Genomic DNA, 13140 nt, shown 5'->3' on the forward strand with positions numbered 1-13140 from the left:
GGCTTTAGCCATGATGTTCTTCCTCGTTTACGTCGAAACCAAGCTACAGGGGACTAAGCATTTAAAGCAACTCAGCACATCGACATATGGTCTTAAAAAAAACAGACGCCCAATACTTTAAAAGCAGACTAATAAGCCTGCTTCTTTAAAAATTTGTAGATAATTCTACTAAACTGTAATCTGGAGCTCTTATCGAGATTTGAACTCGAGACCTCTCCCTTACCAAGGGAGTGCTCTACCACTGAGCTATAAGAGCGATAATCTTCGATGGAGCGGGAGACGAGGGTCGAACTCGCGACATGCAGCTTGGAAGGCTGCCGCTCTACCAACTGAGCTACTCCCGCATGTTGGTATGTATACCACTTCATTCGAAGTTAAAATATGGTGGTGAGAGAAGGATTCGAACCTTCGAAACTTTCGTAGCGGAGTTACAGTCCGCCCCCTTTGACCGCTCGGGAATCTCACCATTATCACACTTTATTTCAGTGCTATTCTTTCAACTTAACATCTCGCTTAAATGGTGCCGGCACACGGATTCGAACTGTGGACCTACTGATTACAAGTCAGTTGCTCTACCAACTGAGCTATGCCGGCTCTTTCTTAGCGTTTCGATGTTTCGTATCGGAACGGTGTGCAGTTTAGCAAAACACAGAAATGATGCAAGCGATTTTTTAAAAAAAATCGCGAAAAACTCATAAAATCAATCCATTTGATGATAATTCAACCGCTTTGATCACTGCGCGAGCTTTTATTTGGGTTTCATTCCATTCAGATTCAGGATTTGAGTCCGCAACAAGCCCCGCTCCCGCTTGTACATAGACCTTATTTTCACGAATAACGCAGGTTCGGATTGCAATCGACATGTCCATTTCACCATGCCAGCCTAAATATCCGACAGCACCGCCGAAAATGCCACGTTTTACAGGCTCAACTTCATCAATAATTTCCATCGCACGAATTTTTGGCGCACCAGAAAGTGTGCCTGCGGGGAATGTTGCCTTAAAAACATCCAAAGCATCGACATCATCACGGACTTCACCTTGCACATTGGAAACAATATGCATGACATGCGAATAACGTTCGATCACCATTTGATCAGTCACTTGCACTTTACCAATTTTAGAGACGCGACCCACATCATTACGCCCTAAATCAATTAGCATTAAATGTTCAGCAATTTCTTTTTCATCTGAAAGAAGATCTTTTTCTAAAGCCAAATCTTCTTCTTTAGTTTTACCACGTGGTCGCGTACCTGCGAGTGGACGCACCGTAGCGATACCATTTTCCAAACGAGAAAGAATTTCAGGAGATGAACCCACGATATGAAATGGTTTTTGATCCGCTAAAGTATGCCCTTGCACCAAAAATAGATAAGGTGATGGATTGAGATGACGTAATGCACGATACACTTGCAAAGGTTCACCATCGAAGTCCGACACCATGCGATGACCTGGTACGACCTGCATCACATCGCCTGCACGAATATACTCTTTAACTGTCTCAATCGATTCTAAGAATTTTTCTTTACCCGTAAGCGACTCAAAATGCGGAGCTGTATGCAGCTTGGCTTCTAAACTAATTGGTGTATTGAGTTGTTTTTCGATGCTATCGAGTTGTTGCTGTGCTTTTTGGTAAGCATCGGCATCCTGTGTGTCGGCATGCACAATAATAAATAAAGTGTCTTTTAAGTTATCAAACACGATGACTGTCTTGGAAAGCATCATCCAGATATCGGGTAAGCCAACTGGATCTTCCGCAGGCACATTTTTCAAGCGTGGCTCAATATAACGAACAGCATCGTAACCAAAATAACCAACCAAACCACCTGTAAAGCTCGGCAGTTCTGGAATCTCTTGCTGAGTTGGCACTTTAAACTGCGCCTGAAAATCACGGATATATTGAAATGGATCGCTACATTGCTGTTGAGTAATCTGCCCATCTGCCTGCTGAATCGTCAGTTGTCCCGCATTACACGAGAAAATGGTTGATTCACCCAAACCAATAATGGAATAACGCGCCCAGTTTTCGCCACCTTCGACGGACTCAAATAAATAAGCTTGGCTATGCTGTTTCAGGCGAGCAAATACCGATAATGGTGTATCAGTATCTGCCAAACGGCGGCGGTAAACAGGAATGGTGTTAAAACCTTGTTGTTGCAGTTGTTGAAATAATTCAGGAGTCATCATTTGGGAATGCCTTTATCTTTTTAAATCGGGTTGATCAGTCAAAACTCGGAAAAGCGTTTATGAGCGACGCCATCGAAAAAATATGATCATATTCATTCCAAAATTCCTGTACTTATTAAACAAACATTAAACGATTAAGGCTTCGAGAGTATCAATCACTTGCTGCGGTTGGCAAGCAGAAATGTCCTCACCATGATTATAGCCATAACTCATCACCACACAGTCCACACCTGCACGACGAGCCGCCTCCACATCATTACTTGAATCCCCAATCATCAGGGTTTTTTCAGGCTGAGTTTGAAAGAAGTTCATTGCATGTAATAAAGGCATTGGATCAGGCTTACGTTTCTCAAGCGTATCGCCCCCAACCACCAAGCCGAAGAAGTTATTGACATCAAGTTTTTCCAAGAGGATCTTTGCCAAGTGCTCAGGCTTATTGGTCACACACGCCATATGGAGCTGCTGTGATTGGCAATACTCTAAAAAAGGCAGGACACCTGCAAATAACTGGCTTTCGACACACAGTTCAATTTCATACACTTCCAAGTATTTTTCGAGTAAGCGTTGATGCTGTGTTGGATCAATTTCACCTTGTAAATGCATTAAGACGCGATCACAAAGTTTAGAAGTTCCCTGCCCAACCCATTCTCGAATTTGCTGCTCAGTTACTAAAGGATAGCCAAGTTGCTGCAAAGTGATATTCATCGCGCGAAACATATCTGCGGCGGTATCGATCAGTGTCCCATCTAGATCAAATAAAATGACATTACGTTGTGGTAAGCGACTCACTGACGACATAAAAACCTCGAATCAAAACATGAGGCATAAACAGACTTCTCAGCGCTAGTTATGCCTAGTCTACTTATTTAAAGAAAATAAATGCCAAAACTGCCAAAATAATCACTACGATAATCGTAATTAGACCAACAGATGCATTTTTTTGCTGTTCAACTTGTTGTTCAACACGTGAAACAGGTTCCTCGACAGGAACAACTTCAGGTTCAGCCTTGACATGAATATCAACTCCCTCAGGAATCGGGGCAGGTTTTGGTACAGCAACATGCTGAGGCATTCCTTCGCGACTGACAGGTGTTTCAACTGCACGTTCAGTCAAACTTGGCATACCTTGCTCACTCATTTTCTGAGCTTCATTTGGTGCTTCTGGTAATTCTAAGTTTTCATCAATAACTAAATCTGTATTTTCTGCCAATAATGCAAATTTCAAATTTGCAAACTGCACAATATCACCTGCAGCCAACAAAGTTTCTTGCACAATTTTTAAATCATTCACAAATGTGCCATTAGATGAATTTAAATCACTTAACCACAATTGATCATCACGTACAGCAAGTGCCGCATGACGACGAGAAATTGCTGATGATTGCAATACCACATCACAGTCCTGATGACGACCAATTAATACATCATGTTTAACTTCAACTTCCTGACCTTGTAATTCATCAGAAATCGCTTGTAACGTCCAACTCATATTGATTTCTCATTTTTTGGTTTGGCATAGAATAACATGTTTAATTCGATCTGCTTGTTGCACAATTTATGTGACATGAATTTTCAGCCATAAAAAAAGCTGAATTTATTCATTCAGCTTTCTTTATGTTTCTTAACCTAAATTAGATAAGAAAATTTTCTAGGCTCGCACCTTTTTCTAACTCAGTCACCAACCAGCGAGGTTGTTTACCACGACCCGTCCAAGTTTCTTCTGGGTTATTTTTATTACGATAACGCGGTTCAACAGTTTTGCGTGTTGGGCTTTTACGTTTTTGAGCACCATATTCAAGAAGCTGTTCAATTGTTAAATCTAAACCTGCAGCGATTTCGATCACTTGATTATAAGCATCTTGAATTGCTTGTTCTTTTTTAGAAGCAATTAAAACTTCTGCTTCACGTTGTAAGCGTTTTAATTCTTCAACAGATAATGCGCTAATGTCTTGCACGATTTTTCTCCAAATTCAACTTGAAGCATATTTAAAATAAACTTCTATGTGCGAAATATATTAATCTACTTTTGATTATTAAGTATAGCGATAACTGAAATAAATAACGTGTTTTTACAATAGTACCGTCTATTTTTTATCTAAAACAAAACATCTAACTTCATATTTTAAAAAACTACAAACAATTTAACAAAAATGAATATTGTTATAAGTTTACTTTAAGATAATTATTGTTGCCTTCAAATAATAAGTTTAACTGCTGCAATAATACCTCATTATCTTTTAATTGATTTTTAATTCTTAAATAACTCATTAATATATTATCTGGATATAATTCCAATAATTTTTCTGCAGCCTCAAAACGTTGAGTTGCCTGATAAACAAACCATCGTGCAAAACTAAACACAGGAATATTAGGATATTTTTCTTCCCACATATTTAACTGTTGCTCAATTTTATCATAATCAGGATTTTGCTTAAGTAATTGTTTTTCAAACCATAAATAAAAAACTTCTTGATCAAACAATTCATCTAGCAATTTTTCTGCAAGTAAAGCATGCATCTGACTCATCTCAGGTAACCGCGCTAAAATTTTCAGCCACAAAACCTTATTTTGACGAGTAGCCTGTTGAATTTTAGTATCTTTATACGCTTCATAGCGCTGCTGCAAAGCTGTTAATTCATCTGGATTGGCATGTTCAAAGTTTTGTAAGACCTGCTGTAACCAGATGGTTTTATCCACATCATGTAGATTGCCAAATTGAGTACTCTGCAAATATAACCATGGAAACTGTGCTGCAAACTGCCCCCATAATCGTGTTAGACATTGTGCATAACCTTGCTGAATATCTCTCAACCATGGAGAAAGTTCATGCTGAGATAAAAATTCCAAGTGAGTCAATGCTTGATGTGCATTATGCTCAGATAAGTAAATCTCAATCCGTTGCAATTCAGCCAACTCAAATGCCATTGCCGAGCTTTTTTCCAGTAGATTTAAAGCTGTTTGATTTTCACCTTGCTTTGCTAAAAAATAAGCTTGAATCACCTCATTCAGCAGTTGTGATTGTTTAAAAATCCCTTCAACCATGTTTCTTTTTTCTTGGTTTGCATCTAGCAACCACAAAACTGCTAATTTTTCATAAGGGTGTAAATGTTCAAAATTAAATACTTTCTGCTTACGTTGCTCAAGTCGACCAAAATAACGTTTTAATAACAACCATAATACCTGCCCAATTAAACTGAGTAACACCAGAAAAATGAGTAAAGCCCAAAAATTACTTTGAATCTGCCAATGACGGAAATAAATATAGACATAGCCTGATCCATAGCCATAACTTAAAATACTGACAACAGCAACCAAGATCAGTAGCACAAATAAATATGAAGAAAGAATTTGTTTCATGCCTGACCTCTAATTCAATATTGCCAGTGCGGTCAATTTAGGTGCGGTTACCACAGGAATTTGTTTGGCCTTTTCTAATAACTGTTCTAAAGTTTGGCGGTTAAATGTTGGAGCTTGAGTGAGTAACTGATTTACATCCAATAAAGTTTGTTGGTATTGATCATATTCACCAGAATCTAGCAATTGTCTGGCGAGGACTAACCGCAACTGGATTTCCTTTAAAACCAAACGCTGGTTCATTAATTCTGTTTTTGGCTGATCTGTCGATTCGACTTTGAACCAACCATTCCAGAAATGCTTTTTCTGCAAAGGCTGATATTGTTGAGTTTGCCGAGATAATAATTGATTCAATTGCTGATCAATCTGGCGAAATAATAAATGTAGCTGATCCAATTGATTTTGGTGGTTATCATGATATTGCTGTAGATTCTGTAAATCCTGACCAATCGCCTGATATAAACTTTGCTGCAAAGCAGGCGACAACTGATAATTTGCAATGTCCTGATTCAACTTTTGTAATTGTTCAAAAGCATAAACTTCTTGCTGCTGTTGCAAAGCAAACTGTACCAATTGCAGTTGTTGTTTGACCAAAATCGTAGGATTTAAACTCTGTTGATTGGCTAGCGGAGCATTGCTCGTCGCTACAGTCGATGCTGTTGGCGCATCGTTGAATTGACGCTGTAATGCCACCACTTGATCATTGGCATTGGCATTGGCTTGTTCGCTATGCAAAATGCGCGTTTGTAGCTCTTGCAATTGTTTTGTATTTTGCAGCACATCATAGTTGAGTTTTGCAATCCAAAATAAAACCAATAGACTCGAGGCTACAACTAGCTTTCTCATGCGCTACCTTTTTGTTGAATTAGAAAATGGCAGATCTGCTCAGGGTCTAAATCATCTAGCTGATGCGTGACCAATGGCATCTGCTGCTGCCTAACCAAGGTGGTTAAACGAGTCCCTAAAGTTAAATACTGACATTGAGATAAAATGTCGGGGCTATTTTGACATAGTTTAAGCCAGTTCAACCAACTCGCTTCACTACTTATACAAACCCATACAGACTGATGTTGATGTCTAAATCTGGACTGAAATTGTTCAAACTGAATGTGAGCCTGCTCAGGACATTGACGTTGATACAACACAAAATTTTGAACCTTTACTCCACGCTGCTGTAAAGCGTCCATCATAAACTGGCGTCCACCACGCCCTCGCCAAAATGCTACCTGTTTTACCGCTAAATTTTGCAAAACAGGTAACGCAAGCATACCTTCCGATGTTTCAACGTCAGGAATGCTTGCAGAAATTCCATAATCTTTTAAGCGTTGTGCTGTCGCCTGCCCTACTGCAATCCACTGTATATGCGCCAGACTCGACATCTCAATTTGGCTTGCTTGTAGATATTGCATTCCCACATCAACGGCTGTTGGACTCACCACCACAATCACTTGTGTATCAGCAAGCTGTGCGTAAAGTGCTGCGAGTTCTGCCGAATAAGGCAATCCCGTCAATTCAAGCAATGGCAGTTCAACAACCTCTATACCTGCTCGATTTAATCTTTGACTCAGCGTAGCAGCACGCTGAGTTGGTCGCGTATTCAGCAACAACATCATTAGTGCTGTAAAGCCTTGAGTAATTCACCTGCCCCTTGAGCAAGTAATTGTTGAGCTAAGGCTTCACCAAGTTGGGTTGCATCAGCAACTGCACCGTGTACTCGTGCTTTTAGTAGAACCGTGCCATCGACACTTCCCACACGCCCTTCAATTTGCAACTGTTGATCATGTAACGTTGCAAAACCTGCGATTGGAACTTGGCAGCCCCCTTCCAAGTAGGCATTAAATGCACGTTCAGCCGTCACACACGCTTGTGTTTCCGCATGAGCCAATGGTGCGATTAAATCAAGAACAGTTTGATCATCTGTACGACATTCCAAACCCAATGCCCCTTGTCCAACCGCGGGCAGGCTCATTTCAACCGCAACATGGTGACGAATACGTTGCTCAAGTCCTAAGCGTTTTAAACCCGCACTGGCCAAAATAATCGCATCGTATTGACCATCATCCAATTTTCCAAGACGTGTTCCAACATTGCCACGTAAGTCTTTAATGGTCAGATCAGGACGCTGCTGTAAAATTTGACACTTACGGCGTAGACTAGATGTACCCACCACCGCACCTTGAGGTAGCTCATTAAAGTGTGTGTAGTGATTCGATACAAAAGCATCCATTGGATTTTCGCGTTCACAAATCACGGCAAGACTTAAGCCTTCAGGCAGTTGCATTGGAACGTCTTTCATCGAATGGACAGCTAAATCAGCACGCCCATCGAGTAAAGCATTTTCTAATTCTTTTACAAATAAGCCTTTACCACCAATTTTTGCCAATGGTGTATCGAGGATTTTGTCCCCTTGCGTCACAAAAGTAACCAATTCTACAGTTAAATGCGGATGTAGTTGCTCAAGTCGACTTTTAATATGCTCCGCTTGCCACAAGGCAAGTGGGCTTTGACGAGTCGCAATTTTCAAAATATTCATAATGGATGAAGTCTGAGCATTGAGATAATGCCCTAAACTTAACCTGATCTAATAAAAATGCAAGACCCAAACCCAAAAAACTGTTTAGAGTTGCTGCATCGACTCACGTAACTGCGGCAAATGCCGACGGCTAATCACAAGACGTTCGCCAATCTCACGTAAGCGTACTTGGTACTGCCCTGAACAAATGCTTTCAATGCCATCAAGAAAATGGATTGAAACCAAAGCATTACGATGAATTCGAATAAATTTTTCAGGAAATTCAGATTCTAGATCTTTCAAGGTTTCATCAATCAGCACACTGCCTTTTTGATGGCGAATCGTGACATATTTTTGATCTGCCAAAAAATAATAGATTTGATCGACAGGAATTAATTCTACGCCACGATGAGATTTAGCCGTAATATGTTGACGTTGCTTCTTCGCTACAGGTGCTGCTTCTTGTGGTTTTAACTGATTCATCTGTGCCTGATTAGGTTTACAGATCTGATCCAAAACCTCTCTCAGTTCAGTTTTTGCAATTGGTTTTAAGAGATAGGCTTGTGCTTGCGACTGAAATGCTTGTAATGCGTGCTGATCATATGCCGTACAAAATACAATAGCAGGTTTAATCTGTAGTTGTGCCAACTGAAGGGCACAGCTTAAACCATCCATTTCAGGCATTTGAATATCCAATAAAATCACTTCAGGCTCATGGGTCAAAACCAAGTCATAAACTTGCCCACCATGTGTTGCCGTTGCCACCACCTGATGTCCTAAATCAGTGACTAGGCGTTCCAGTCGCTCAACTGCGAGTGGCTCATCATCACAAATTAAAATATCCATACGCGCTTTATATTCCCCCTATCTGTTTTGTTTCATCCGCTTATTATTGATACGGATAGGTTAAGATTGTGGTAAAGATACCTTGCCCCGCAAAACATTGTATATGCGCAGCATCGCCATAGTAGGCATGTAACCGTTGCTTGACATTTTCTAATGCAATTCCATTACCTTGTCGTTGCCCTTGTTGTTGTTGTAAATATGGATTGGTAATCACAATATTGACTTGTCGATCAAGAATCTCGACCAATACACTGATCTTACACGGACTGCTTATTTTTTCAACACCATGAAAAATACTATTTTCAAGTAAGGGCTGCAAACTTAATACAGGAATTTGAATATATTGCAATGCCTGTAGATCAGGTAAGCGCCAGTCCATTTCTAAACGATCTCGCAGACGGATTTGCTCAATTGCAATATATTGACGACATATTTTTAATTCTTCTGCCAAACTGACCAATTTCAACTCCTGAAAACTGACCCGAAATAAACGAGATAAATTAATCAACATATCCTCAGCTTTATCTGGATCGGTCGCAATCAAGCTGACGACACTATTTAAGCTGTTAAATAAAAAATGAGGTTGAATCCGTGCCTGCATCGCCTGAATACGGGCTTGCAACTCGCTATGTTGTTGTTTAAGCCACTGATTTCTTATATATAAATATCTCAAACAGAACGCACTCATCAACACCCCATAACTCAAGTGCAATCCAACACCATCCCACCAGCGCGATCCCTCAAATAATCGCTGCCAACCAAAATGCACCCACAGCAAAAGCACATTCAGAGATAGGCTACTGAGTAAAATGATTGCCTGTAATAAAAAAAAGGCGGCTGTAAATGCCTGAGTATGGTTCATTTTATTTAAAGGCTGTTCTAGTTTTTGTACAGCAACCACAAATGCCAAAATCACCCAGTAAATATAGAGCAAATATTGAAGCGTATGTCCCCAGCTCATAACCTCCCAACCACCTGATTCTGCAAGACTTAATGTAAGTGCCAAAATACTACTGGCTGCAAATAATTCGATTAAGTGTTGCCAACGCCCTATTTTCGTAAAAAAATAGGCAGACTGATTGTGCAGCGCGTCGCTACTCTGGACTGAATGATGATCTTGAGCATCGGCAAGTTGCTGAGCTTTTGTTATACTGCTTTTTATTTTACTGAGCCGCCATGACCACATCTTCTCATTCCTCTAATACTCCGCAAACCAATGAAACCTCAGGTATGTGGGGAGGTCGTTTTACTGAAGCTACTGATGCCTTTGTTGCTGAATTTACTGCATCTGTACAATTTGACCAACGTTTTTATCAACAAGATATTGCTGGCTCAATCGCACACGCGACTATGCTTGCCAAAGTCGGCGTTCTCACTGAAGCTGAACGTGATGATATTATTCAAGGCTTGACTGAAATTCGTCAGGAAATTGAAGCGGGTACGTTTGAATGGCGTATCGACCTTGAAGATGTTCACATGAACATTGAATCACGTTTGACCAATCGTATTGGCATCACAGGTAAAAAACTACATACAGGTCGTAGCCGTAACGACCAAGTTGCAACCGACATTCGTTTATATGTGCGTGATGAAATTGACGACATCTTAAAACTACTTGAACGCCTACAAAAAGGCATTCTTGGTTTAGCTGCGAAAAACACCACAACGATCATGCCTGGCTTTACCCATTTGCAAACGGCACAGCCTGTGACTTTTGGTCACCACTTAATGGCGTGGTTTGAAATGTTGGTTCGTGACAGCGAACGTCTGATTGACTGCCGTAAACGTGTCAACCGTATGCCACTCGGTTCAGCAGCACTTGCAGGTACAACTTATCCAATCGACCGTGCGTATACTGCTGAATTGCTCGGCTTTGAAGCCGTGAGCGAAAACTCGCTCGATGCAGTTTCTGACCGTGATTTCGGCATTGAATTCAATGCGGCTGCATCTTTAATCATGATGCACTTGTCACGTATGTCTGAAGAAATGATTCTATGGACATCGGCTCAGTTCAGATTTGTGAATATTCCTGACCGTTTCTGTACAGGTTCATCCATCATGCCACAAAAGAAAAACCCAGATGTTCCTGAGTTAATTCGTGGTAAGACAGGTCGTGTTTATGGTGACCTGATGAGCTTGTTGACCCTGATGAAAGGTCAGCCATTGGCATATAACAAAGACAACCAAGAAGACAAAGAGCCTTTGTTTGATGCGATTGATACCGTTCGTGGTTCACTCATGGCCTTCGCTGACATGATTCCTGCCCTTGTTCCAAACATCGAAGTGATGCGTGAAGCAGCTCTGCGTGGTTTCTCTACCGCAACAGACTTGGCAGATTATCTTGTGAAAAAAGGCGTGGCATTCCGTGATGCGCATGAAATTGTGGGTAAAGCAGTTGCGCTTGGTGTTCAAGAATCAAAAGATTTGTCTGAGCTGAGCCTTGAACAGCTTCAACAGTTCTCTGACCTGATCAGTGCGGATGTCTTTGAAAAAGCATTAACCCTTGAAGCATCTGTCAGCGCACGTAACCACATTGGCGGCACAGCACCTGTACAAGTGGCTGCTGCAATTGAACGTGCGCATACACGTTTAGCTAAGCTTTACGCTTAAGGATCAAGATATGACTCGACAAGTATTTTGCCGTAAATATCAAACGGAAATGGAAGGTTTGGATTTTGCACCGTTCCCAGGTGCAAAAGGACAAGAACTGTTTGATAGCGTGTCTAAACAGGCTTGGCAAGAATGGTTAAAACACCAAACTACACTGATTAATGAAAAACGCTTAAATGTGTTTGAACCAGACGCGAAAAAGTTCCTTGAAGAACAGCGTGAAAAGTTTTTCAGTAATGATGACAGTGTTGAGAAAGCAGAAGGCTGGACAGCAGAGAAATAATATTTTTAACCATAAAAATATGATCTTGTACTGAACATTCGATAAAAAGCAACGACCAGTTTGTTGCTTTTTTATACAAAATTTACGTTATATTTACAAAGAATCATAGAAAATAACAAGTCCTCACAGGACTACACATGACAGCTTCTTAAACGATGGTTATGATGTTTTTAACAAGGCGAAGTTCTTGCTGATATAACGAATTACCCTTTTATACATCCCAGATCACCCCCAACTCTGGGATTTTTTTTATTCCTTAGATTCTCAATAAGCATAAAAAAAGGTGAAAATCATTTCACCTTTTCAAAGCAAATGAGTGGTCAATTAACGGCTATGTACTCGCTGCTCAATTTCATCAACGCTGGTATGGCGTACATCTAAGCCTTTGACAATATAAATCACCTGCTCTGCAATATTACGGGCATGATCACCAATACGCTCTAATGAACGCAGTACCCACAGCACACTCAAAACTCGTGAAATATAACGCGGATCTTCAATCATATATGTCATAAGTGTACGTGTTGCAGACTGATACTCACGGTCAATATCTGCATCGGCACGCAAAACTTGCAGAGCCTGATCAGCATCTAAACGTGCAAATGCATCGAGTGCCTCATGAATCATGACCCGTACCTGATTTCCAATATGTCGCGTTTCCATGAAACCTCGAGGCGATCCCCCTTCTTCACACAGACTTTGGGCAATATTGGCAATTTTTAAGGCTTCATCCCCAATTCGTTCCATATCGGTATTGGCTTTACTCATCGCAATCACCATACGTAAATCAATGGCTGCAGGATGGCGACGTGCTAAAATCAGAGTCAAACCTTCATCAATCTCACATTCTAGGCGATTGACATTTTTTTCCTGATACTGAACATCAAGAGACATGCTGACATCTGTATCCAGTAGCGCATGAATGGCATTGGTGACTTGTTGCTCGACTATCCCTCCCATCGCCATAAATTTAGCATTTACTTCTTGTAAATCTTCATTGAATTGTGAAGAAATATGATGCGCTAAGATGGGGTTTTTAAGGCTCAAGAGAAATCTCCAAAATCGAGAAACGAATAATCGTATTGAAGCATACAGCGCATGACGCTTTCATGACAGCAAGCATTATTTTTTGATCTGAGTTTTTAAAATCTTAAAGATTTTATGCTTATTCTTTTGAAAAAACATACTTTTTTACATGCTAAGGGTATATCGCTGCTTTTCTTGACACTTCGCTAAATTTATTAACCAAAGTTTGCAACTCTACAACAGCTTTCATTGAGCAATCGGCTGAAAATATCTTGAATAAATTCGCACTGTTAGAAAACATATCCATCTAAATTCTGAGGTTG

Annotated in this window: 13 protein-coding genes and 4 tRNA genes; 2 read left to right on the forward strand and 15 right to left on the reverse strand. The window is 40.4% G+C overall.

The genetic code is table 11. The features are described from left to right. Positions 1-181 precede the first annotated feature (181 nt). The 14 genes from LVY74_RS06980 to LVY74_RS07045 form a co-directional block, all read right to left on the reverse strand. Positions 182-256: transfer RNA gene (locus LVY74_RS06980), tRNA-Thr, on the reverse strand. 12 nt (positions 257-268) lie between these two features. Continuing rightward, positions 269-344 (reverse strand) — tRNA-Gly (locus tag LVY74_RS06985). Between the two features lie 38 nt (positions 345-382). Next, positions 383-466: transfer RNA gene (locus tag LVY74_RS06990), tRNA-Tyr, on the reverse strand. Between the two features lie 52 nt (positions 467-518). After that, a tRNA-Thr gene (locus tag LVY74_RS06995) sits at positions 519-594 on the reverse strand. A 98-nt stretch (positions 595-692) separates the two neighbouring features. Continuing rightward, positions 693-2186 carry an anthranilate synthase component I gene (gene trpE, locus LVY74_RS07000; RefSeq protein ID WP_442862777.1) on the reverse strand — a complete coding sequence of 498 codons (1494 nt, stop codon included), beginning with the start codon at positions 2184-2186 and terminating at the stop codon, positions 693-695. 126 nt (positions 2187-2312) lie between these two features. Then, complete coding sequence (locus LVY74_RS07005; RefSeq protein ID WP_237814493.1) at positions 2313-2984, reverse strand: phosphoglycolate phosphatase; 672 nt, start codon at positions 2982-2984, stop codon at positions 2313-2315. Between the two features lie 64 nt (positions 2985-3048). After that, complete coding sequence (locus tag LVY74_RS07010) at positions 3049-3675, reverse strand: FHA domain-containing protein (RefSeq protein WP_237814494.1); 627 nt, start codon at positions 3673-3675, stop codon at positions 3049-3051. A gap of 142 nt (positions 3676-3817) precedes the next feature. Continuing rightward, the gene (locus LVY74_RS07015) at positions 3818-4144 is read right to left on the reverse strand and encodes an H-NS histone family protein (protein ID WP_237814690.1); all 327 of its coding nucleotides are present in this window, start codon (positions 4142-4144) and stop codon (positions 3818-3820) included. A gap of 202 nt (positions 4145-4346) precedes the next feature. Next, on the reverse strand, positions 4347-5543 hold the full coding sequence (locus tag LVY74_RS07020; RefSeq protein WP_237814495.1) for a heme biosynthesis protein HemY: 1197 nt from the start codon (positions 5541-5543) through the stop codon (positions 4347-4349). 9 nt (positions 5544-5552) lie between these two features. Beyond that, positions 5553-6386, reverse strand: coding sequence for a hypothetical protein (locus tag LVY74_RS07025; protein WP_237814496.1), 834 nt, complete (start codon positions 6384-6386; stop codon positions 5553-5555). Then, the gene (locus tag LVY74_RS07030) at positions 6383-7150 is read right to left on the reverse strand and encodes a uroporphyrinogen-III synthase (RefSeq protein ID WP_442862781.1); all 768 of its coding nucleotides are present in this window, start codon (positions 7148-7150) and stop codon (positions 6383-6385) included. The genes LVY74_RS07025 and LVY74_RS07030 overlap by 4 nt, the downstream gene beginning before the upstream one ends. Before the next feature lie 2 nt (positions 7151-7152). Further along, on the reverse strand, positions 7153-8073 hold the full coding sequence (gene hemC, locus LVY74_RS07035; protein ID WP_237814498.1) for a hydroxymethylbilane synthase: 921 nt from the start codon (positions 8071-8073) through the stop codon (positions 7153-7155). Between the two features lie 84 nt (positions 8074-8157). Further along, entirely contained in the window at positions 8158-8898 is a 741-nt protein-coding gene (locus tag LVY74_RS07040) for a LytR/AlgR family response regulator transcription factor (protein ID WP_237814499.1), read from the reverse strand. A 43-nt stretch (positions 8899-8941) separates the two neighbouring features. Then, a complete protein-coding gene (locus LVY74_RS07045; protein ID WP_237814500.1) occupies positions 8942-10084 on the reverse strand; it encodes a sensor histidine kinase in 1143 nt (380 codons plus the stop codon). Here LVY74_RS07045 and argH point away from each other — a divergent pair. Both argH and LVY74_RS07055 read left to right on the forward strand, forming a co-directional pair. Further along, the gene (argH, locus tag LVY74_RS07050; protein WP_237814501.1) at positions 10075-11508 is read left to right on the forward strand and encodes an argininosuccinate lyase; all 1434 of its coding nucleotides are present in this window, start codon (positions 10075-10077) and stop codon (positions 11506-11508) included. The genes LVY74_RS07045 and argH overlap by 10 nt on opposite strands. Positions 11509-11518: 10 nt before the next feature. After that, on the forward strand, positions 11519-11791 hold the full coding sequence (locus tag LVY74_RS07055; RefSeq protein WP_237814502.1) for an oxidative damage protection protein: 273 nt from the start codon (positions 11519-11521) through the stop codon (positions 11789-11791). Positions 11792-12115: 324 nt separating this feature from the next. Here LVY74_RS07055 and phoU read toward each other — a convergent pair whose 3' ends face one another. After that, on the reverse strand, positions 12116-12838 hold the full coding sequence (gene phoU, locus LVY74_RS07060) for a phosphate signaling complex protein PhoU (protein WP_237814503.1): 723 nt from the start codon (positions 12836-12838) through the stop codon (positions 12116-12118). Positions 12839-13140 lie beyond the last annotated feature (302 nt).

The organism is Acinetobacter sp. ME22 (assembly GCF_022012315.1).
Classification (GTDB): domain Bacteria; phylum Pseudomonadota; class Gammaproteobacteria; order Pseudomonadales; family Moraxellaceae; genus Acinetobacter; species Acinetobacter brisouii_A.